The sequence below is a fragment of the Gimesia panareensis genome (assembly GCF_007748155.1).
GTDB lineage: Bacteria > Planctomycetota > Planctomycetia > Planctomycetales > Planctomycetaceae > Gimesia > Gimesia panareensis.
Window position 1 is genome coordinate 6274510 of the sequence record NZ_CP037421.1, and the last position, 21716, is coordinate 6296225.

25 protein-coding genes and 1 tRNA gene are annotated in these 21716 nt (G+C 54.7%); 13 read left to right on the forward strand and 13 right to left on the reverse strand.

The features are described 5' to 3' along the window. Nucleotides 1-171: 171 nt before the first annotated feature. The 3 genes from Enr10x_RS23390 to Enr10x_RS23400 all read left to right on the forward strand — a co-directional run bounded on the left by Enr10x_RS23390 (nt 172) and on the right by Enr10x_RS23400 (nt 2140). Nucleotides 172-245 (forward strand) — tRNA-Asp (locus Enr10x_RS23390). Nucleotides 246-341: 96 nt separating this feature from the next. Further along, entirely contained in the window at nt 342-890 is a 549-nt protein-coding gene (locus tag Enr10x_RS23395; protein ID WP_145451544.1) for a hypothetical protein, read from the forward strand. A gap of 443 nt (nt 891-1333) precedes the next feature. Next, nucleotides 1334-2140 (forward strand): hypothetical protein, encoded by an 807-nt coding sequence (locus Enr10x_RS23400; RefSeq protein WP_145451545.1) that lies wholly within the window; start codon nt 1334-1336, stop codon nt 2138-2140. Between the two features lie 111 nt (nt 2141-2251). Here the strand turns inward: Enr10x_RS23400 and Enr10x_RS23405 are convergent, their stop codons facing one another. After that, complete coding sequence (locus tag Enr10x_RS23405; protein WP_145451546.1) at nt 2252-2860, reverse strand: hypothetical protein; 609 nt, start codon at nt 2858-2860, stop codon at nt 2252-2254. A 273-nt stretch (nt 2861-3133) separates the two neighbouring features. Between Enr10x_RS23405 and Enr10x_RS23410 the strand changes: the two genes are divergently transcribed. Together Enr10x_RS23410 and Enr10x_RS23415 are read left to right on the forward strand one after the other, a co-directional pair. Next, on the forward strand, nt 3134-3868 hold the full coding sequence (locus tag Enr10x_RS23410; protein ID WP_145451547.1) for a hypothetical protein: 735 nt from the start codon (nt 3134-3136) through the stop codon (nt 3866-3868). Nucleotides 3869-3920: 52 nt separating this feature from the next. Further along, nucleotides 3921-4280 (forward strand): hypothetical protein, encoded by a 360-nt coding sequence (locus tag Enr10x_RS23415; protein ID WP_145113494.1) that lies wholly within the window; start codon nt 3921-3923, stop codon nt 4278-4280. A gap of 29 nt (nt 4281-4309) precedes the next feature. Here Enr10x_RS23415 and Enr10x_RS23420 read toward each other — a convergent pair whose 3' ends face one another. After that, nucleotides 4310-4759 (reverse strand): hypothetical protein, encoded by a 450-nt coding sequence (locus Enr10x_RS23420; protein WP_145113496.1) that lies wholly within the window; start codon nt 4757-4759, stop codon nt 4310-4312. 359 nt (nt 4760-5118) lie between these two features. Between Enr10x_RS23420 and Enr10x_RS23425 the strand changes: the two genes are divergently transcribed. Both Enr10x_RS23425 and Enr10x_RS23430 read left to right on the forward strand, forming a co-directional pair. Beyond that, nucleotides 5119-5634: a hypothetical protein gene (locus tag Enr10x_RS23425; protein WP_145451548.1), complete on the forward strand. Its 516-nt coding sequence runs from the start codon at nt 5119-5121 to the stop codon at nt 5632-5634. 135 nt (nt 5635-5769) lie between these two features. Beyond that, complete coding sequence (locus Enr10x_RS23430; RefSeq protein WP_145113499.1) at nt 5770-6579, forward strand: oxidoreductase; 810 nt, start codon at nt 5770-5772, stop codon at nt 6577-6579. 35 nt (nt 6580-6614) lie between these two features. Here Enr10x_RS23430 and Enr10x_RS23435 read toward each other — a convergent pair whose 3' ends face one another. After that, the gene (locus tag Enr10x_RS23435; protein ID WP_145451549.1) at nt 6615-7061 is read right to left on the reverse strand and encodes a hypothetical protein; all 447 of its coding nucleotides are present in this window, start codon (nt 7059-7061) and stop codon (nt 6615-6617) included. Between the two features lie 199 nt (nt 7062-7260). Between Enr10x_RS23435 and Enr10x_RS23440 the strand changes: the two genes are divergently transcribed. Further along, nucleotides 7261-7737: a hypothetical protein gene (locus Enr10x_RS23440; RefSeq protein WP_145113503.1), complete on the forward strand. Its 477-nt coding sequence runs from the start codon at nt 7261-7263 to the stop codon at nt 7735-7737. Here the strand turns inward: Enr10x_RS23440 and Enr10x_RS23445 are convergent. The 6 genes from Enr10x_RS23445 to Enr10x_RS23470 all read right to left on the reverse strand — a co-directional run bounded on the left by Enr10x_RS23445 (nt 7721) and on the right by Enr10x_RS23470 (nt 11874). Further along, nucleotides 7721-8056 carry a hypothetical protein gene (locus Enr10x_RS23445; RefSeq protein WP_145113505.1) on the reverse strand — a complete coding sequence of 112 codons (336 nt, stop codon included), beginning with the start codon at nt 8054-8056 and terminating at the stop codon, nt 7721-7723. The genes Enr10x_RS23440 and Enr10x_RS23445 overlap by 17 nt on opposite strands. Then, nucleotides 8053-8523: a hypothetical protein gene (locus tag Enr10x_RS23450; RefSeq protein ID WP_145113507.1), complete on the reverse strand. Its 471-nt coding sequence runs from the start codon at nt 8521-8523 to the stop codon at nt 8053-8055. Before Enr10x_RS23450 ends, Enr10x_RS23445 begins: the two co-directional genes overlap by 4 nt. Nucleotides 8524-8620: 97 nt before the next feature. Continuing rightward, nucleotides 8621-8827 (reverse strand): hypothetical protein, encoded by a 207-nt coding sequence (locus Enr10x_RS23455; protein ID WP_145113509.1) that lies wholly within the window; start codon nt 8825-8827, stop codon nt 8621-8623. 61 nt (nt 8828-8888) lie between these two features. Then, nucleotides 8889-9194, reverse strand: coding sequence for a hypothetical protein (locus Enr10x_RS23460; RefSeq protein ID WP_145113511.1), 306 nt, complete (start codon nt 9192-9194; stop codon nt 8889-8891). A 22-nt stretch (nt 9195-9216) separates the two neighbouring features. After that, nucleotides 9217-10581 carry an NAD(P)/FAD-dependent oxidoreductase gene (locus Enr10x_RS23465; protein WP_145113513.1) on the reverse strand — a complete coding sequence of 455 codons (1365 nt, stop codon included), beginning with the start codon at nt 10579-10581 and terminating at the stop codon, nt 9217-9219. Nucleotides 10582-10641: 60 nt separating this feature from the next. Continuing rightward, nucleotides 10642-11874 carry a hypothetical protein gene (locus Enr10x_RS23470; RefSeq protein WP_145116498.1) on the reverse strand — a complete coding sequence of 411 codons (1233 nt, stop codon included), beginning with the start codon at nt 11872-11874 and terminating at the stop codon, nt 10642-10644. A 345-nt stretch (nt 11875-12219) separates the two neighbouring features. Between Enr10x_RS23470 and Enr10x_RS23475 the strand changes: the two genes are divergently transcribed. After that, complete coding sequence (locus tag Enr10x_RS23475; RefSeq protein ID WP_145113515.1) at nt 12220-13674, forward strand: sulfatase-like hydrolase/transferase; 1455 nt, start codon at nt 12220-12222, stop codon at nt 13672-13674. 10 nt (nt 13675-13684) lie between these two features. Here the strand turns inward: Enr10x_RS23475 and Enr10x_RS23480 are convergent, their stop codons facing one another. Both Enr10x_RS23480 and Enr10x_RS23485 read right to left on the reverse strand, forming a co-directional pair. After that, complete coding sequence (locus Enr10x_RS23480) at nt 13685-14353, reverse strand: RraA family protein (protein ID WP_145113517.1); 669 nt, start codon at nt 14351-14353, stop codon at nt 13685-13687. A gap of 7 nt (nt 14354-14360) precedes the next feature. Further along, nucleotides 14361-15119: an IclR family transcriptional regulator gene (locus Enr10x_RS23485; RefSeq protein WP_145451550.1), complete on the reverse strand. Its 759-nt coding sequence runs from the start codon at nt 15117-15119 to the stop codon at nt 14361-14363. 157 nt (nt 15120-15276) lie between these two features. Between Enr10x_RS23485 and Enr10x_RS23490 the strand changes: the two genes are divergently transcribed. Then, a complete protein-coding gene (locus tag Enr10x_RS23490; protein ID WP_145451551.1) occupies nt 15277-16749 on the forward strand; it encodes a M81 family metallopeptidase in 1473 nt (490 codons plus the stop codon). Between the two features lie 21 nt (nt 16750-16770). Then, complete coding sequence (locus Enr10x_RS23495; protein ID WP_145451552.1) at nt 16771-17988, forward strand: mandelate racemase/muconate lactonizing enzyme family protein; 1218 nt, start codon at nt 16771-16773, stop codon at nt 17986-17988. Between the two features lie 16 nt (nt 17989-18004). Here the strand turns inward: Enr10x_RS23495 and Enr10x_RS23500 are convergent, their stop codons facing one another. After that, the gene (locus tag Enr10x_RS23500) at nt 18005-19702 is read right to left on the reverse strand and encodes a formate--tetrahydrofolate ligase (protein ID WP_145451553.1); all 1698 of its coding nucleotides are present in this window, start codon (nt 19700-19702) and stop codon (nt 18005-18007) included. A gap of 219 nt (nt 19703-19921) precedes the next feature. On the opposite strand from Enr10x_RS23500, the gene Enr10x_RS23505 reads away from it, so the two are divergent. Continuing rightward, a complete protein-coding gene (locus tag Enr10x_RS23505; RefSeq protein WP_145451554.1) occupies nt 19922-20887 on the forward strand; it encodes a mannonate dehydratase in 966 nt (321 codons plus the stop codon). 279 nt (nt 20888-21166) lie between these two features. Then, nucleotides 21167-21547 (forward strand): hypothetical protein, encoded by a 381-nt coding sequence (locus Enr10x_RS30075; RefSeq protein ID WP_197997342.1) that lies wholly within the window; start codon nt 21167-21169, stop codon nt 21545-21547. On the opposite strand, the gene Enr10x_RS30425 is transcribed toward Enr10x_RS30075, so the two are convergent. Then, on the reverse strand, nt 21520-21716 hold a 197-nt coding region (locus tag Enr10x_RS30425; protein WP_232093114.1), incomplete at its 5' end, for a hypothetical protein. The genes Enr10x_RS30075 and Enr10x_RS30425 overlap by 28 nt on opposite strands.

Here is a 21716-nt window from a genome sequence, read left to right on the forward strand (position 1 = left end):
TGAGACTTGCCGACCGCAGATAGTCGCGTTATATTGAAAACAGACTTGATGCTGACTCCGTGAGTTTTCATTTAAGTTTTTGTGAGAATATTTTCGAACATTCTCGCGAATTTTGTGTCGAATGAGTGGCAATCGAGAAAATGATCGCCTATCATTTCCGACCACCTGAAAGGGGCCGTAGCTCAATTGGTTAGAGTACCGGACTGTCGATCCGGGGGTTGCGGGTTCAAGTCCCGTCGGCCTCGCTTTTCACGCTCGTTGTCATTTTTTTTGACGACGAGCGTTTTTTTGTGCGCATCCAGCTATGATTCAACTTTTGATCCCCCTGGTGGAGCAGTGATATGGCATGGGAAACGATGTCTTTTCATAGCATCAACGCAAACTGGCAAAGCATAGAACGGTTGCTTTCCACCATCCGGAAAACACACGTCAATGGTGGAGTCATCCTGAAATGCTTTGAAGCAGATGACCGTAGCCTGTTCAGGAAAAGAATTTTCATTCTCTCAAACCAGTTCGAAAGTCGATTTCAAACGTTTCTTCAGACAGTCTCTGACTCCAATCTGCTTGAAGAATTTGATCTTGAATTTCCCCTCGATCCACTGCCGACTTTCAGTCCAATTGTCCCGCTGGCGCTGGAAGGTGAATTAACTCATACGATACTCTCAGGAGGGGCGTATGAACGATTTAGGGGCAGTGTAGACGAAGCTCGTAAGCTGACGCGAGACTTTATGGCTTCCATCCTGGAAAACCAATGGCTTTCCGCATCGGCTTTTAAAAGTGACACCCCCTGGTCCAACTGGTTCTATGATGTTGCCTGGGACGCCACTTATCTGATTTTTGACGATAAGAAAGCTCGCATCTGGTTGTTATGTATTACGGACACAGACTGAATTTAAACTCCTTCTCCGGTTTCCGCTCAGGTTCGGCACATCAATTACATCAACCACCGCCTGCCTCTGTGCTTTCAGATCTCCCTACTTTCCAATTGTTTGATTGAAAGTCAGCATCTAAAACGACAAGCTGGTTACGGGAAAACTCTTTTCCTGGTCGACTGATCTGTACTTTCTTTGTCAGCCTGCAACCTGATTGCCTGCTGATTTCATTTCGTTGGCTGTTTTATTTCGTTGACAGGGACTGAACCACTTCAAGAAACCGGGAGAGAAACCAGTGCCAGACACCCCACTCATTCCACCTGGAATGAACTTACGGAAGCGACGTTTGACATGGCAGTGCTGGTGATGGATCATGAATCGATCGGAATCATCTGTGTCGAAGACGAGGATTGAGCCGCTACGCTCTCAATATCCTGCTCATCTTCAAATCGGATCAGTAAATGAAACGTCTCACTGACATCCCGACAGCAGAACTCCTGCAGCGAGCAGAACGCAACGCATTCGAAAAAGGAATTGCCGGGGCGGGATTCCCGCTCTCACTGACTCTGATCCTGGTTTCCTGGTTTCTGATTTTCCGTTATCTCGTCCCCAGCACCATCCCCGGACTGCTGCTCTGCCTGCTGGCCTCAATTCTGATCCCGTTGATCATCTGCTGGTTGACAAAGTTTCTCTCGGAATGGAGAGACCATAGCCTGATCAATGAACTGAATCGGCGGTTCGGTCTCTGGAGCATACCTCAATACATCAAATACTATCGTGATCAACTCCAGCCGGGAGAAATTCAATGTATCTTTCGGGCACAAGCACTCCCAGGTGGATGCAGATACTGGGCCCGCCTGACTCTGGATCACGAAGGTAATCTGCTGCTGAAACAATCACGCTCTCCGAGGTCTATTTCAGCCTTTTCCACACCAGCCTGGAGTGAAGTGACAACCACGGAAGTAACTCTGACTTCCGAGCAGAAAACCTCAATCCAAACGCTGATTCATGAAGCAACGGCGCAGGGAAATCAAAAAATCCAGATGGAAAATCGAATCAAAGATGGTTTTCCGGCTGCACTGGCCATCATCTTGGGTGATGGATCGGAGCCGATCACCATTTATTATTATTTAAGTCTCCTGGAAGCATCTTCGTCAGAGAATCCACGACTTGAGCTTTTAAAAATATTCGCTTTTCTCACAGGCGATTTCGGTTGTACCAGAAGATTGGGAAGCGAATTCAATGCGAATTCAGCAAACAGCCCTTAGACTCTAATCCGAGAGACAGAAACTGATCATTCTCCCGGACTGAGGAAGGTCGTATCCTTTGTTCCACGAACGAAATCGAGGAACAGGACATTTCTGGCATCGAAGAGCAAGCTACCTGGCTGGTCGGAGCCTGACACCTTCACCGCACCATTTTTCCAGATTTTGTATGCAGAGTTTGAACCAATCGTCGCTGTGATTCGCGTAACGCGATTCCATCACGTTGCCCAGTTCGTTCACTCGGGCCAGAGCGTTTTCAAAACGAGTTTGAACTTCATTGTCGGCTGGTACGAACGCCCCCCATTCCCGATCCTGCTCGTCGAACTGGGCATCCCAGGGAGTGAAGATCAGATTGTATTGCGGATTATCGTCGCACTCGTATTCTTCGGGATTCCCATCTTCGGGCAAAGGTTTTCGGCCGCCAAAGTTGGGAACGGGTGAGCGAAGTGCGACCCATTGCAGTTCCGCATCAGGCGACATCCTGATCATCACGAAACCCGGATCCCATTCGATGCACCAGTAAAGATCGTCAGCATCAAGGACATAGCTGTACTTCGCCAAAGTATGCAGCACGGCAGCCGGCCCGGTCATGTATTCTTCATCGGACAGCGGTTTGAGATGAGCGGCAGCCTGTTGCAGATAGGCAACATCACTCTCGGGAACAGGACCAGTATACAGGGTCGAATTATCGTCATCGTCAAAGACAAAGTTCACATACTGCATGCTTCGTTCCCGTTCTCAGCTGAATTGTTTACAGGTAGCTGCATCTTATGTCCTGCATTATAGTAGCAAATAGTCAGATTGTCAGGCTTATCCTCAGGTGACAGACCAGGCAGGCTGCCGCGGACAGGAGGTTGGCACAGTCTATCTCCAGAGGCTTTCCTGGAACTGTTTGACAGTGATACCTGTCCGGAATTCGACGTAACTCGCTTGATCCCCTGCCGCATTCTGCTAGTCTTGAATGGTTATTTCTAATGATGAGTCCAGGGGATTTTTATGAGTCGTTTGCAGCGTTCCAAAGCGCAGCTGATCTGGTTTCGGGTCGGTCTGGCCTGTGTCGCGGTTGTCGCAGTTGTGATCTTCATCCAGTTACAAAAGCCAAAAGTAGAAGAGACCCCGCCGCCGGCCCAGCAGCAGGCGATCCGTTACGACATTCTCAATGACATCGATCAGGCACCGGCCCGACGGATGCTGGAGATCATGCTTTCCAAACGAATTTCAGAGCGAGAGCTGTCACTGCTCAGCCATCAGATCCGCGATAATTATCCGTATCAGCAGTACAAGGAATTCTCCATCAGCTATCTCATCCCGGATATGTCGAAAAGCCCCGGCTACTGGGCCCGCGCGGAATACAATCAGGGAGAGCCGGAAAAAATCAATATCCTGGGGACCTCCATTCCGGAACTGCAGGCGTTCCAGCAGGCCCCAGCACCGCCAACAGGTCAGGTCCTCGGCGACTGGTTGATTGAAGAAACCGCCAACGCTTCCCGGCGGGTCGTCATCACCAAAGACCAGGGAAAGTATTATTACCAGATGCAGTGGTCGCCGGACTCCGAATTCAAGTCGGAGGAACTGAAACCACTCGCCGGCGCAACAGAGTTTGCCTATCAGGACAAATCAAAGGATACTATTTTCAAGATCCAGGAGAACGGCGACCTGGAACTCTCCGGTCCGGATGGCGTCTTTGCCGTGGGACATCCGCTGAACTCATACAAAGTTTCAGACCTGTGATTTAGCATTCCCCTGGAATGATTTTTTTTGACTTCCAATCTCAGGACACACCATGGGCGAAACATCTATCAACTATCTCTTCCCGCCGGATCGTATTGAAGAACTTCCCACGTGGCGATTTGTGTTGCATTTCAAAGCCCCCTTCCTCTTTCGCGGGAAAAAGATTCAACAGGCAGTCACGGCCTTGAAACAGCAGAAGTGGAAAGCGATCGAGTTTCCGTGTGACCTGGACGACCTGGAATACGATTCCGGGAACAAAGTGTTCTCCATTCCGGTGGAAGTACCGGAAGCGCGCAGAGAAATGCCGAATAGCCTGGAAGATTACGAATCGGACGTCTGGAAAATCTATGGGAACATGATCGAATGCGGGTTTGGAGATCTCTACTACGAAGCCATCGACTTTCAGGAATAGCCGCCTGCGCAGCAGCATCGCGCCAGTGTTCAGTGGCTTTCTGCCGACGTTTCGATAAATGAAGCACTGAGATTGTGGGACAGGGCATTATCGGAAGCCGTGTACCCCTCCAGGTCCAGTTCGTGCGAACTGGCCAGGGTAATCTGCAGGCCGCCGATGATGGTGTCGGACATTTGAATCCGGTCTTTGGCGAACTCATCGTCTTCAACCAGTGTCACATTCGCGGTATTCAGGTTGATAAAATAATGCATTCTCCTGAGGTGATTTCCACCATCATCGCCTGAGAATCGCAGGATCCCCTCGGGGGTGATGCGCACATTTTCGACCCGTTCCAGTTCGATTGTGTGCCGCTGGATCTTCACCGTCTGCGGATCGGCTGACTTTTGTCGCTGGGAAGTCACCTTGTCCTGTGGAACCACAAAAAGAATGGCAATCAAAATCAGCAGAATAGCTAAGAGACTGAACGCGATTCTATCCATCTTCATTCTCCTGCAAAAACATGCCTGCTTTTAAGCAATTACGATTCTGATCCTACTACAGCAAAATCTTCGATCAAGCAGAATGTAACAATTTTCTGGAATCATTTTTCCCGGCAGTCTGAACAAATCCGCAAGATGCAGGGAACGGGATGATGACAGTCAAAGCTTTGTTCCCCCGATTCACTCCCGCAAAGCGGCTTTCCTCAGCAAGAATAGATTGAATTGTCTGTTTGGTTTGGGATAATATCGGATACCATGCAGTCAGTCATAACGCTGATTTCTCCGCTGCTGGCAGGAGCAAATGACTCTGTGTTGTCCCCAATGAAGAAGAACCGCCATGGGAATTTACAATACCGCCGATGTCCCGCTGGTTTGCCCACGCTGTCATGCCGAAATTGAAGCGTCATGCCGAAATTGAAGCGGAAGTCTATCTGCACTTCGGGCTCTGTGCGAATTTTCAAAAGGTCAGACTGGGCGAGCAGTATCCTTTCATGCGCGGACGCCGTCCCCAGAACGGGGGACCACTTCCGGCGGAACAACCCTGGGGACTGGGCTACGTGGTCTGTCCTGCCTGCGAGAAGGATTTTCACTGCCTGGCTGAAATCCGCGATGAGAAACTGACAGCGGTCGTGCCTGACCTGGAAAACCCGCCTTTCATGGCGGACCGGGAACTGCCGGGAGTCATCGACTGCCCGGGATGCGGCTCTCACAAAACCCGCTTTCAGATTTTCGACGGCTACCACGTGGGTCGGCTGTTGTGTGACGAATCGGCCTGCCACCATATCTGTCTCGTGCGTCACAACGACGCCGGGCTCCCGCTCGAAGTGGATTACCACCCGCAGCGGGTCGGCATCATTGCCAGTACGAATACCTGAGGGCGAAACTCACACATCACAAGCCGATTGCCGGAGACCTCGATTGACAGTCAGACTGAGTCTGATACGATTCGGGCACAGGTCCCCGAGGCACCTCATAAAATCATCGAATTCACTGAATGGAGTCAGAAGATTATGAAGACGGTCTTGATCACCGGCGCCTCAGCCGGGTTTGGAAAACTGGTCGCGGAGAAGCTGCTGGCGAAAGGGTACACCGTTTACGCTGCAGCCCGGCGGGTCGATCGGATGCAGGACCTGGAGGCCAAAGGCGCTCATGTGCTGCACATGGATGTGACCGATGATGACTCGGTCAAAGCGGGAGTGGCCCGAGTGCTGGAGGAACAGCAGCGACTGGATGTGCTGTTCAACAATGCGGGCTACGGTTCGTACGGCACGATTGAAGATGTACCCCTCGAAGAGATTCAGCGCCAGTATGACGTGAACGTGTTCGGCATGGGACGGCTGATCCAGGCGGTGCTCCCCCAGATGCGCAAACAGCGGGCGGGGCGGATCATCAATACGTCCTCCGTGGTAGGGCAGATGTCAACGGCGGTGGTGGGCTGGTACGCCTCGACCAAGCACGCGGTGGAAGCCTTCTCCGATGCCCTGCGGATGGAGGTCAAGCCACTGGGAATTGATGTGGTCGTCATCGAGCCGGGCGCCGTCAAAACCGAATTCGACGAAGTCGCCTTCGGCACTTTGGACAGCCTGGACCTCGCGGAAGACTACAAGCCCCTGGTCGCGGGATTTCGCAAGTATACCGGCGGCATGTACGCCAAATGCCCCGGTCCGGAAGGGACAGCGAACGCCGTGATCAAAGCGATCGAAGCGAAGAATCCCAAAACCCGCTACGCCACGACCATGGATGCCAAACTGCTTCCTCGCGTGAAGCGGCTGCTGACCGATAAGCTGTTCGATAAGATTGTGTTGAGTCAGATGAAGTAACCGTCCGGTTTCATGTTCAATCAGGATAGACCGGTTTATTCCTGTGCGGCTTTGCCAGCCTCAAGCAGTTTGGTTACCTGGAACACACTTTCAAAATGAAAATTTGTGGTCGCGACCTGAGGGATATCGACAAATGCTTTGCCGGGGATGCCGCCAAAGCGCCCCGTTTCGTAGCCGCGGAGACGTACTGGGGTTCCATTGTCCGGGAGCAGGATCCCCGCGAAGGAAAACGTTTCGAGTGTGATCATCACCGGCTGCTCCAGTTTCCGATCGCCAACCTTGTGGACAATCATCCGTTTCTGTTTGCGCCAGGCTTTTGAATTCGCTTTTTCTGCGTACTTCATGCGGCCTTCGATTTCGATGATGTTTCCGAACCCGTGTCCGAGCAGAGGACGAATCACCGATAGATCCTCTTTGTCTGCGGCCGGAAGACTATTGCAGAAAGCCAGCAGAATAGCACCAGTAGCCAGAACATACTTCATCGTCTCATCTCCCATAGGGATCAATGCGTTTCGAGCGGTGATACCAGAACTCGATTACTCACCCTTCATCCTACCCGGCTGGAGACAACAGTCAATTTTTTACTGACTACCCGAATAACTTCTTTTGTCATGCACAAACAGGTTATAGAATGAAAAGAGGATTTTTGAGGTAGATATGTTCTGAAATAAAAGGCTCACCATGAACTTCAAACGGGGGCTCATCGCCGGCATGCTTGGCACCGTGGCAGGTGCTCTGATCCCCGTTTTATGGATCGGCGGATACACACTCTTTTACTGGTTCTGGCACGACTCCCCCGCGATGGACCGCGAAGCCGATCTGGCTTACTGGCGGGACTATGGAATTGGCCCTGTCATCGGCCTGGCCTTCTACTTCGGACTGAGTGCCTGGGCGACGTATACTCCCCGGGAATACTATCGCTTTGTCAGCACTCTGGGGATTATGTTTGTGATCTCGATTCCTCTCACGCTGCTCCTCAGCTCTCTTCAACTGACCCCGCAAGGAAAAAGAGCCCCCGACGATCCGACATTATTCTTTTCTGAATTCCTGATCATCGTGCTGCCACCACTGGCGGTTGCCTGTCTGATTATACTGTTTCGCTGGTTCAGATCACGAAAACTAGAAGACGCCTCTCAGCCAGCTAATCCCCATACGTGATCTGCAGGTTACCGAGCAGATACCATTGCGTGCCGACAAATAACAGGACGGGGAGTAACGCTGCGACTAAAGCCACGACACCAGTCCTACGCGGCCAGGTGGTATAAACCTGCCTGCAGGCCTGCACGATCTGAAAGAACGAGAGAGGAAGGATCACGAACACGGTAAGTGCCAGTTGCACCATGGGGTGAATTTGATCGCCCGGTGATGTAAATCGTATGACGGGGCACCAGATGATCAGAGTCAAGCAGACATAGCCAGCCGACCAGAACAAGATCTTATGCTGCCGCTCCTGGATCCGATCTTCCTCAACTGTCATTTACTGGTCCCACCGCTACGGGGCTTTGGCTCCAGGTACTCTTTGAGCGGAATGACATAATAAAACCAGGACAGTGGTTCCGCCTGGCCGGTGCGGGGGTTGGTCAGCGTTCTGAGCTGCAGTTGCGCCCGCTCAGCCAGTTCTTTTTTCAGATGCGCGCGAACCCGCAGTTGTCCGTCCGTGTTATGCTTGGCCAGTTCGATCGACAGGTCCACATAACCAGTTCCCGACTCGGCCGGAATGACCAGCCAGACTGATTGCAACGGTTTGAGTTTGCCGGGATCGTCAATCGTCAGGTTGACCGTCACCCGTCCGGTGCCATGATCTGTAAGCTGAAGATCATATTTGAGCCCCAGCTTTTCTTTGGAGTCCCCGATCTCAAAGCCCAGGGCATTGGCGACGTTGGTGGATGCTAAAAGTGACAGGACGACACACAACCGGATCGTGACGCTGAATTGAGCGAACATTTGAGATCTCCCCTTTAGATACCTGAACTTCTATAGAGAGACGAATACCAGAACGGTTTAGTTCCGGTAATCTGATAAAAAGAAAGAAACTCTGTTTTCAGTTCCGGTACAGGGCATTGGCGAGCAGGCCAAAGGCAAACGCGGAGGCCAGCAGATACATTCCGCCGCTGCTGATCTCATCCGACATGGCCATGATAGCGGCGACAATCCCCAGAAACCCGGTGCTGATCGCACCAAAATACACCAGCCCCGCGGTCGCAGTCGCTTTTTGCTGGATTTCGGTTTCCTGATTTGAGTTTTCCATGATTAAGGACTCCCTGAAACTAAAACGAAATGCAGGATCACACAGAAATAATCTGTGACACTTATTGCTGCTCGGTGAAGTTTTGCTCCACCGGTGGTTGTGCACTGTCACAATACCAGGCAACGCAGAAAGAGAAGATCAGGATCAAAATGATCAGCGGAATTCTGAAAACCGTGAAAAAACTGGCCAGGTTCATCCAAACCAGGACACCGGAGGGAACTTCCATCCCATAGTCTTCAATCGAGTCCAGGTCTTCGCCCGCGCGGTTTTTCGCTTCCTGCCAGAAAGCATGTCTGACAACCCGGCAATAGACGAACATGCCCAGCATCAGGAGGCCGGCCATGATTGCCGCGATCAGGTAATTCATGATACGTCCCTCGGAAAAACAGCTATTCTTCCTGGTCTTTATGACGGCGCCGCAGCCGGCGGCGTTTTTCATGTTGTTCGCAATTGTGGCGTTCGGAGTAGAGGCGTTTGATGTGCACCTTGGGGTCGCCGGTAATCAGTCGCGAACGGCGGGTCTTCCAGATGTAGTTCCAGAGCCAGTCCAGCATGACTTTGAACCGGTTCCGAAAACCGACCAGGAACATGACGTGCAGAATGTTCCAGGAGATCCAGCCCAGGATGCCGCTGTAATGAACCTTACCGATGGCGGCGATGGCGTTGCCTCGGCCGATCATGGCCATCGAACCTTTGTCGTAGTAACTAAACGCCGGCCGTTCTTTGGGAGCGCGACCTTCGATTTCCTGCTTGATGATCTCGGCCACAAAGCGTCCCGTCTGGATCGCCCCCTGGGCGACTCCGGGAACCGGATTTCCGGTTTTGGCATCGGTCGCGTGGGCCGCGTCGCCCACCACAAAGACTTCGGGATGGCCGGGAAGGGACATATCGGGTTCGACGACAATCCGACTGCCTCGATCGATTTCGACGTTCAGATCTTTGGCCAGGTCCTGTCCCTGGACACCCGCAGCCCAGAAGACGTTCTCCGCGGGGATCGTCTCTTCGCCGATGACGACGCCTTCCGCGGTGACGTCATTGACGTGAACCTGCAAGTGGATTTCCACGCCCATTTTCTCGAGGACTTCCTGCGCCTTCTTGCCAAGATCCTCGGGCATAGGCCCCACCAGCCGCTGACCGCCATCGACAAGAATCACGCGGGCCGAGTTACTCTGGATATTGCGGAATTCATTGGGCAGCGTTTCCGTGGCGACCTCTTTAACGGCCCCCGCCAGTTCGACCCCCGTCGGTCCGCCACCGACGATGACAAACGTCAGTTTTTTGCGGCGGGCCTCTTCGTCGGCTTCCCATTCCGCTTCTTCGAATGCCAGAAAAAGTCGGCGGCGGATTTCCAGCGCATCGTCGATCGACTTCAGCCCCGGAGCATGCACGCGAAAATCGTCGTGCCCAAAGTAGGACTGCTGCGCCCCGGTGGCGATCACCAGGTAATCGTAGTCCATTGCGCCCCCGTCGAACTGCACGATCTTTTTCTCGAAATCGATGGCGGTCACTTTTCCGAGTGCCACGTGCACGTTCTTCTGTTTCCAGAGAATCTTGCGAATCGGGGCGGCGATATTGGCGGGATCGAGTTCGCCGGTCGCCACCTGGTACAACAGGGGCTGGAACAGGTGGTAATTGCGTTTGTCGATCAGATCGATTTCGACGGCCGACTTTTTAAACGCCTTGGCCACATTGATGCCCGCAAATCCTCCTCCGATGATGACAATCCGTGGCAGGTCCTTCGCAGTCTGATTCATTGTGATCTCAATTCCTGGTGTGAGTAGCGCAGAATTCCGGGGGACGTCAGACGGTGTCTGTCAGTCGAAGACATGCCCGTGATCGTAGCGTTCGTCCTTGCCTGCGGCTTCGGTCAGCGCGGCGACATTGGACTTGGTGAAGAAGCCCTCGTAGGCGTGGCAGCGTTCCACATATTCCGTAATCAGAATCGAATACTGAGAATGCTTGGAGAAAATCTGCTTCAGGTTGGGTTCATCCAGACATTCCCCGACCACGTGCGCCAGGAAAGGAATGCCTTTGTCTTTGAGCGTCTGCACGACGTAGTCCACGTTCTTCTCACCACCTCGATGATCGCCGTCGAGGACTTCGTAGGCCACGTGGTGCAGCCGGCGTCCGTAATTGCGGACAAAGTCTTCGGTAGGCATCGGCAGATTTTCAAAGGAGTTCACGAAAGAAGGCGTGTTATTCGCTGTGAAGACCTTGGCGGGCGATTTTTTATCGTTATCGACGTAGCCGTTCCGCGTTACGTTCGTGGATGAATTCATCTCCGAAATGTTGTATGCCCCCCAGAAATAATGGTTGGACATCGTCAGAAATTCGAGGATGGCATCTTCCCGCTCGCCGGCCAGAATCCGGGTTGCCAGATGGTCGACTCCCAGCACCAGTTTGTTCAGCTTATGGGCTTCCCCAAAGGCGAGGACCTGGTTCAGCGACTCCATGACTTCGGGTTCCAGTTCGAAAGGCTTTCCCAGTTGGAGCACGTCGTAGTCGTCGATATCTTCCTGTGTGTAGCCCACCCGGTTACAGGTAAAATCGGAAGGGAAGGTAAACACAAAATGTGAGTCGGTGAAGAACGGGTTTTTGGTTTCATGGTGATAATTGAAACGGACGCTGTGCGATTCGAGCGTACTCCGTGTTTCGGTGACATCCTTCGTACTGAAGATTTCCCCGATGTAGCGGGCGTTGGGCTTTTTGCTGGAGAGCGGGTAGAGCCGATTGAACATGGTGATTTCGTCGGCATAGTCCTTCTCCAGCGGCTCCAGGATGAACAGCCGCGGATAGTCGGGATGCGACGTCAGCACATACACATTGTGTGTATTATTTCTGAACGCGGCCGAAAAGCGATACGGGCCCATCAGGTAGAGCTCATGCAGGTAAGGCAGGACTTCTCCCGTTTCCACCTGCAGCACGATCCCCCGCATCGTCCCCAGCAGATCTTCGATCCCACTGGACTTGCGGCGTTCAAAAATCTTCATCCGGTAATCTTCGAAAAACTCGGAATTCTTTTTATCGCCGCCTGGCTGATAGGTCATGGGATCGATGCTCACGGGATGCTTTCCTTTTCTGAAACCTGAATGCGTAGTTGTCTTCCTGAACTGAACGGTTGAAAAGAACCATGGTCGCGCTGACGGAGCCCAGGTCATGCTTCCACAGCAGGTGCTATGTTACCCTGTGGGATTCGATTTGTAATCGTCGTTTTCCCAACTTTTCCCGTCCCTGCTGAATTATTGGATTCTTCACACAGGCTGAGTTCCGGTCCGCGGCTGCTAAAGCAGAAACCAAAAACGCAATTCCGGAATGACAGGCGTCATCTCAGCGACTATGCTGGACTTAATGTAGCAGTTCACAGGTTTGGGTTGTAGGGGGATTTTTGAAGCATGCGAAGTTTGATCGAATCGAGATTATACACCATGATCGGCTGCCTGCTGCTCGGACTCTGCTGCCTGTCTGACTGCCGGAACGCTTGGGCGGAAGCTCCCGATCAACCCAACATCGTGTTGATCATTGCCGACGACCAGACCTACCGCGACTTCGGTTTTATGGGGAACCACGAGATTAAAACACCCCACATTGACCGGCTGGCAGCGCAATCCGCCCGGTTTGTGAACGGCTATCTGCCCACGAGTGTCTGCAGCCCGTCGCTGGCGACGCTGTTGACCGGTCTGTACCCCCATCAGAGCGGCATTCACTACAATCATCCACCGCCGGGGAATGGTGCGTTCAACCGCATGACTTCCCGCGAGGAATACGAGCAGATCCGCAGCCGGGCGTTTAAACTGATTCAGTCGGTCGATACGCTGCCCCGGCTGCTGGCGGCGCACGGCTATCGCTGTCTGCAGACCGGGAAATTCTGGGAGGGCCATTACCGGAATGCGGGTTTTACGGAGGGGATGACCGTTTTCAAACCGGTGCCGGGCCAGACATTCGGCGGCAACCGGAAGCTGGCCAGCGGCACGCTGGCAGCACACGGCAACGGAGACTGGGGACTGAAAATCGGCCGCGAAACCATGCAGCCCATTTATGATTTTGTGAAAGACTGCGAACAGAAGTCGACGCCCTGGCTGGTCTGGTATGCCCCTTATCTGCCGCACCAGCCACATGATTCCCCTCAGAAGTATTTTGACTTGTATCGAAATCAGCCGGGGGTGAAAAAGAATGAAATCGCCTACTACGCCAGTTGTACGCAGTTCGATGATACGGTCGGGGAACTGATCCGGTTCGTCGAACAAGAAGCGGACGTCAAAAACACACTGTTTCTGTTCGTGATCGACAACGGCTGGACTCCGGGCGAGCGACCGATGCAGCCTCGCGAGAACTATCACCACACGAAGGCCAGCAAGCGTTCGCCATTTGAAGACGGTCTGCGGTCGCCGATCCTGATTCGCTGGGATGGCAAGACCCAACCAACCACTCACAAAGCGCTGGTCAGCAGCATCGACGTGGTGCCAACCCTGCTGTATGCCGCCGGACAGGGAGCGGATGCGAAACGACTGCCCGGGGTGAACCTGCTGCCTGCTGCGGAAGGAAAAGCGAAGCTCCCCGCTGACCGGGCCGTGTATGGGGCCATCTATCCGGGCGATGCGAGTTCGCTGGGGCATCCGGAACGGGACGTCGCCCATCGCTGGGTGCGTCAGGGGAACCTCAAGCTGATTACAGCCCATAACGCGAATGCCCAGGGAAAAACCTGGAACAATTACACCAAAGGCGATGTGCTGTATGACGTAGCCAAAGATCCGGGCGAAACAGACAACTTGATTGACGATCCAGACTTCCAAGCCCAGCAGCAACAGCTGCGTCGACTGCTGGACCAGTGGTGGAATCCGGAATCGTAGCGGCTGTCGCTCAGAGAATGCCGTATTTGGCGAAGGCTTCCGTGGCGGACATGCCGGCTTTGATGCTGTCGCGGAACGTGTTTTCCTCGTGCACCTTCTGCCAGGCGAGGCGGATCACTTTGTCTTCGACTTCCTGAGGCACAACGACGATGCCATCCACGTCGGCAATCACCAGATCGCCCGGGGAAAACGTCACGCCCCCGATCTCCACGGGAATGTCGAGGTCGATAATCCGCTGACGGTCTTTGCTGTCATAGGGGGAGGTGCCGACGGCCCAGACGGGGAACGACATTTCCCGCATCTGGCGGACATCGCGAACGGCACCATCGATGATCGCTCCCGTACAGCCCCGGTGCTTGACAGCAGTAGAGAGGAGTTCTCCCCAGATGCCGGACCGCATCGATCCGCTGGCGGCGGCAATGAAAATTTCGTCGGCGTTGATCGAATCGACGCCTTTGAGTTCCAGTTCGTAAGGGCTGGGGTCGACGTGGTACATGTCAGCCCAGAGACTGGTTTTGCAGCGGCCCACGACCACATCTTCGACAGTCATCGGGAACAGTTCCTTGCGGGGGGACTGGTTGGTCAGGCCGATGGAATCGAGGGCATCACAGACGATGGCGGAATAGAGAGATTCCCGCATCATTTTCAGCGTGATTGTTTCCGGGGTGGTGTCGTTCATGGTTGGCTCATCTCTTGAATTCAAGTTTGTGGGAAATCTGTTCGGCCGTTCGCAGGACGGTTTTGATGAAATTCTGTAGTGCTTTGTCATCTGCCCGGGCGGTAGGAACGCTGAGGCTGATGGCGGCCACGATGTTTTCCTGTTGATAGAGGGGCGCCCCGATACAGGTCACGCCGACATCGTTCTGATCCTGCTCGACGGAGTAGCCGTCCTGTTGTGCGCGATGATGAATTTTGCGGAGCTGTTTGACATCGGTCACGGTTTCCGCGGTCCGGGGCAGCAGGCGGGTGCGATTGATCAGCGCATCCCATTCCTCATCGGTCAGTTGCAGCGTAATCGCACGCCCCAGGGAAGTCGAGTAAAAGGGATCCGCGCTGTCCGGTTCAACGATCCGCCGGAGGGGATGCGTACTTTCGAGCACCCGCAGGTAACGGACATTGGTCCCGCGGAGAACGCCCAGGTTGACGGTCTCTCCCGTTTCCGTATGCAGTTCCCGCAGACAGGGATCAGCGATTTCAACCAGATGATCTTCGAGTTCGCCAGACGCAAGTCGCCTGAGTTTGGGAGTAATTTCATAGACGCCTTTTTCGACACGACTCACGTAGCCCAGGTTGAGCAGTTCGCCGAGGATCCGGTGCACGGTCGGTTTATGCAGTCCCAGCTCCTGCACAATTTCCAAGAGCGACCGCGGTCCGGCAGCGGTTGCCAGGACTTCGAGTACCTGAAATGCTTTGCCCAGGGAAGAGGCTTCTTTGGTGGAAGGCATGTTAGTTTGCGTCTTGTTGAAAGAGTCATCCGTTCGCGCTGGGGATCTGCTTGCATCCCCGCCTGCGTTTCATTATAGTGAATGTAACGTTCCATTTTAAGATACGGTGCCGAGATTTTCCATAAGTTTTGACTGATGCGGTCTGGAGGAGCCTGAGATGCGTGTCGGAATTCTATCAATACAACACGAATCGAATACATTTATTCAGACGGCGACGACGCTGACCGATTTCGAGCATGATGTGCTGGCGACGGGAGATGAGATCTACCCGATTTTTAAAGACTCGGCCCACGAGATTGGCGGTTTCTTCGCGGGACTGGCAGAGACTGACCTGGAAGCGGTGCCGATCTTTGTCGCCCGGGCTCTGCCGGGCGGAACGATCACGGCGGAAACCGTTGATACGCTGGTCAGCCAGATGCTGACCGCACTGAAGGAGGCGGGACCGCTGGACGGTCTGCTGGTCGCGCCGCATGGTGCGGGCGTCAGCGAAAGCGAACGGGACCTGGATGGTTACTGGCTGTCGCTGGTTCGCGAACAGGTTGGTCCGGATCTGCCTGTCATCTGCACGCTGGATGCCCATGCGAATGTGTCACAGAAGATGATCGACGCCTGCGATGCGACGATTGTCTACCGTTCGAATCCGCACATCGATCAGAAGGATCGGGGCATCGAAGCAGCCCGGCTGATGGATCGGACATTGAAAGGGGAGGTCAAACCAACGCAGGCCGCCTGTTTCGTGCCGGTGGCGATTAATATCGAGCGTCAGCATACTTCTTCCGAACCGTGTGCCTCGCTGTATTGCCAGGCAGATGAAATGCTGCAGACACCCGGCGTGCTGTCGAACAGCATTATCCTCGGCTTTCCCTATGCGGATGTAGAGGAAATGGGTTCGGGCTTTATTGTGGTCACAGATAATGATCCACAGCAGGCGCAGGAGCTGGCAGATCAGTTGGGAAAGACACTGATCGACCGCCGCAAAGAATTTCAGGCCAAACTGATTGACATTGATGAGGCGTTGAAACGAGCGGAGCAGATGGCGGGCCCGGTCTGTTTTCTGGATATGGGAGATAACATCGGCGGCGGTTCTCCGGCAGATGGAACGACAATCCTGCATGCGATCGAACGGCGAAACGGTCCGGCGAGCTTCGCCTGCCTGTATGATCCCGAGGCGGCCCAGGCGGCTATCACCGCGGGTCCCGGAGCGACGATGATCAGGCTGGAGATGGGTGGTAAAACCGATGACCTGCACGGCGAACCCCTGGTCGCAGACGTGAATGTCGTCAGTGTGCATGACGGCCATTTCACGGAATCGGAAGTACGACACGGAGGCAAAACCGAATTTCACATGGGGCCGACAGCCGTAGTACAGACCGATTATGGTCTGACGATCATGCTCAACAGTCATCGGACACCCCCGTTCAGCCTGGGGCAGTTGACCTCGTGCAATATCGAGCCCGGCGACTATCAGATCCTGATCGCCAAAGGGGTACAGGCGCCGCTGGCCGCCTATCGCCCGGTCTGCCCGAACCTGATCCGCGTCAATACCCCCGGTTCAACCTCGGCGGATATGGAGCAGTTCGACTATCAGTACCGCCGAAAACCGCTGTTCCCGTTTGAATCCATTGATTAACCCGCTGCGCAAGGAACTCTGATGCAGATCACCAAAATTGAAACGTCCATTGCCGAGTCAATTATGCCGGGGCTGCTGCTGGTGCGGATTCATACCAGCGAAGGCATCGTCGGTTGCGGCGAGACCTATTACGCTCCGCATGCAGTCGCAGCGATGATCCACGACTGGATGTCGCATTACCTGATGGGGAAGAATCCGCTCGATATCGAAGCCCACTGGCGGTTCCTGTATGAACGGGCAACGAACTTCGGCTCCCGGGGAACCGAGCTGCGGGCGATCTCGGCAATAGACCTCGCACTGTGGGACATATTCGGCCAGGTGACCTCCCAGCCGGTCTGGCAGCTGCTGGGAGGCTGTGTGCAGGAATCGATTCGTACCTACAACAGCTGCGGCGGCCCTTCCTATGGGGGCACCAGTGACAAAGAGAGCAAGCATACCTGGCCGGGTCACGGTTCGGTGGGGAACCAGGGACCACTGAACGATTACTGGTCTGCCGTCAATGAGCCGGTGGAGCTGGCGCGATCGCTGCTGTCGGAAGGCTACCAGGCGCTCAAAGTCTGGACGCTGGACTTCGCAGCTCACAAGACGAACGGTCCACTGCACATTACGCATGAAGACATCACGCGGGCGCTGGAACCGTTTCAGAAAATACGGGACGCACTGGGGAGCAACATCGAACTGATCATCGACGGGCACGGGTTCTTTCAACTCGCGCCGGCGCTCCGCATCGCCAAACGCCTGCAGGAATATGACATCCTGTGGGCCGAGGACCTGCTGCGAATTGACTGCGTGGATACGCTGGCTGATTTCCGTGACAAGGCGGGGATCCCAGTGGCAGTGAGTGAGATGTTCAACGGTCCGGACGACTATCGGCTGGCGCTGGAAAAACGGGCGGCGGACTTTGTGATGATCGATCCAACATGGGTCGGCGGAATTTCGCAGACGCGGAACATCACCCGGCTGGCACAGTTCTATAACATTCCCGTGGTGATGCATGACTGCACGGGACCGCTGACGTTACTTAACGGAGTACATGTCGCCGCGAGTTCGAATAATGTGGCCTGGCAGGAGAGCCTGCGGGCCCACCTGCGGATTCTATATCCCCAGCTGATCGACACCCCGATTGAAGTGGAACAGGGGCGGATCAAAGTGCCGCAGAAACCGGGACTGGGGGTCGCCTGGCTGCCCGAGCTGTTTACGCCGGGGACGAACCAGTATCGTGCGACTGAACTTGCTTAGCAGTTCCTGTCGACTTTCAATGCAGTCCGATGATCTTGCCGGTATCGTCGATGTCGATCCGCAGTGCGGCCGGCTCTGAGGGGAGGCCGGGCATCGTGCGGATTTCGCCACTCAACGCGTACAGAAAACCGGCGCCCGCGGAGAGACGCAGATCGCGGACCGGGAAGGTAAAGCCGCTCGGTCGTCCCAGCAGATGCGGATCGTGGGAGAGCGAATACTGCGTTTTGGCGATGCAGATGGGCAGATCGCCGTAACCCAGCTGTTCATATTCCTGCATCCGTCGGCGGGCCAACGGTTCGAATTCGACGGAGCCAGCGCCGTAGATGCGGGTCGCGATCGTTTCGATTTTCTCCGCGATCGGCATTTCGAGGGGATAGAGGTACTGAAACTGATTCGGCTGTGCGGCAGCCTGGACGACCGCTTCGGCCAAAGCAAGTGAGCCTTCGCCCCCTTCACTGAAGGCTCGTGTGATGACGGCCGCTGAGGCGCCCTGTTCGAGCGCGATCTTCTGAATCTCTTCCAGTTCGCGTTCGGAATCATCGGGGAAGGCATTGATGGCGACCACGGTGGGCAGATGATACTGCTGAATGATATCCAGGTGCGCCCGCAGATTGACGGCTCCGGCATGCAGGGCATCCAGATTTTCTTCGAGGAGTGCGGGAGGCAGCGGTTTCCCCGGATGGACGTCGAACTGACCGCTCTGCAGTTTCAACGCACGGGCCGTACAGACCAGCACTTCCGCGTCGGGCTGCAGACCGCTGGTGCGGCATTTGATATCGAAGAACTTTTCTGCGCCGCAGTCCGCACCGAAGCCGCTTTCGGTGACGACGTAATCCGCCAGTCGCAGGGCGATCTGGTCGGCGATGATAGAACTGTTGCCGTGTGCGATATTGCCGAAGGGGCCAGAGTGCACGAGAAACGGGGTCGCTTCGCAGCTCTGCACCAGATTGGGTCTCAGGGCATCGACGAGCAGGGCGGCCATCGCACCGGCACAGCCCAATTGTTCGACGGTCACCGGCTGACGGTCGAATGTCATGCCGACAACGATGCGTCCCAGTCGCAGGCGCAGATCGCGGGGGTCGTTAGCCAGAGCGAGGATTGCCATCACTTCCGAGGCGGCGGTCAGATCGAAGCCGGTCTCACGGAGGGGGGCCTGCGGCGGCTGATCGAGTCCGCTGATGATGTGAGCCAGTCCTTTGTCGCAGAGGTCCAGGGCCCGTTTCCAGGTGATGGTCTTCGGATTGATTTCGGGAAGTTTCCGCCGGGCCATGTGGTTATCGATGATGCTGGCCAGTAGATTGGTGGCTGAAGTGACCGCGTGCATGTCGCCGGTGAAATGCAGGTTGATATCGAACTGGGGCTCCAGCGTGCAATTGCCTCCGCCGGCCCCGCCTCCCTTGATGCCGAACACCGGTGCCAACGAGGGTTCGCGGAGCGTGCCGATCGTGGTGTGGCCCAGTTGCGAGAGGGCCATCGCCAGGCCGATGGCGGTCACGGTTTTGCCTTCGCCCAGTGGAGTCGGGTTGATGGCAGTGACGCCGATGTATTTCGCCAGTGGACGGTCGGCTAATTTGTCTGCGAGTCCGTGGACCAGTTTGGCTTTGAGGCGGCCGTACGGTTCGTAGTCGCCTGGTCCCAGGCCGATTTCTTTCGCGAGGGAATCGATGTCTCTGAGAATCGGCCCGTCGGGGCTGGAAGGAGTAATACGATGCATCTGAGAGCGCCTGTCAGAAAATGAATTCGTGCGTCGATTGAGAATGAATGTCGGATTTTAACTCAGAAGCGACATTCGAGAAAAGGCAGAACCTGTTAATTCTGTACGTCGGTGATTGTGAAATCAGTGGAAAAATATGAAAATGAATACCTGGATGACAGAAAGAAAAGCGCGTTATTCCTGCGAACTTCCCCCCCTGTTGAGTACAGAAAGTAACACATGCAACTGACATCGGTAGTCACGCCCTTTACCAACGAGAACCTGACAATGCTGTCACAGATCGGCGTCACGCATGTCACGATCCGCTACCCCGGACCGGGGCGGGAGAAACTGGAAGCGGTGCGTGATCAGGTGGAAGCGTGTGGCTTGAAGATTGCCGCGATCGAAGGTTATCTGCCGATTGAAAACATTAAGCTGGGGAATGACCGGGCCGAGGCTGAACTTGAGGAAATGAAAACGCTGCTGCGAGACATGCAGGCGGTGAGCATTCCCTTCGTCTGTTACAACTTCATGGCGGGTACGGACTGGGTGCGGACGCAGCTGGACGCCAAAGAGCGGGGCGGCGCACTGGTGACTGGTTTTGACGTCGCCCAGGCGGAGCAGGCGGTTTCCCTGTCGGAGACCACGCGGGAGACGGAAGCCAGCCCGATCGGTGCTGAAGAACTCTGGACCAACCTGGAACGGTTTCTCACGGAACTGGTGCCGGTCGCGGAGGAGTGCGGCGTGACGCTGGCGATGCATCCGGACGATCCGCCGCTGGAGACGTTCATGGGCAAAGCGCGGATTATGAACTGCGTCGCAAATTTTGAACGGCTGGTGCAACTGGCGCCCAGTCCGGCGAATGCGATCTGTTTCTGCCAGGGAACCTTCGCCGAGATGGGCGTGGACATTCCAACGACGATCCGGCGGCTGGGTCCGCATATCAAATACGTGCATTTTCGGGACATCCAAGGGACCCGCGAGCGGTTCGTAGAGACCTTTCACGATAACGGTCCCACCGACATGTATGCCGCGGTGCAGGCGTACCAGGAGATTGGTTTTTCAGGGCCGATCCGACCCGACCATGTGCCCCAGCTGGTGGGAGAAGAGGCAGGAGAGCCCGGTTATACCATGCTGGGGCGGCTGCATGCCTTCGGATATCTGCAGGGGTTGATTGAGGGTGCCCGAAAGGGCGGGAATACCTGATTTCAGGCAGGCGGCCCGTTTTCTACTGTCTGAACATCGCATCACGGTCTGTTGATCTGAAAGAAAAATGGGTTATGGCTGGTGGATGTCGGCCGTATAACCTGTATAATCGATAATGCAGGGCTAACCTGCGCAGTTCAACAAGTGCGAGAGACGGACAGGGATGTCAGAAGCGGTTGCAGGAGGTTGCGACTTGCGTATTGCTGCTGAACTGACCTGAGCCGCGCCGGCTCAGTGATCTTAGAAACACGATGTCCCTCTTCTTCAGGAGTCAGTCTCATGCGAATTCGAATGCTGTCTGCGGTAGCCGTGATCGCTGCCTGTTTTGCCATGCTGCCACAAGTTTCCGAAGCTGGCGGCCGGGTAACTTACTATAGCTCCCCGTTTGCTTATGTCGGACCGGCTCCGGTGTATGCGGTTCCCGCTCCGGTGAGCACGGGTTACTATGTGCCCGCGATGACCGCCTATTATGCCCCCGCTGTCGTACCCGCTCCGGTCGTCGCTCCCGTGTACTACCAGCCCGCTCCGGTGGTGGTCGCTCCGGTGACAACGACTTATTATGCTCCGGGCGCTTATTATGCCCCCGGCAGAGTGGTCTACAAGACCCGCGGTCCGCGGCTGTTTGCACCGAATTATAAAACGGTTGTGAAATACAGATAAGCTGACACGATCTGATCTTCGAAACTAAAAGAGCCTGCTGGATTCGATTCAGCAGGCTCTTTTTTTATGCAGTCAGTCAAAGGAGCAGGTTTCAATATAGATGAAACCTGCTCCTTTGATCTTATCTGTTGTTCAAGTTTTCTTTTCACAGTTGGCAAGCCAACAGTGC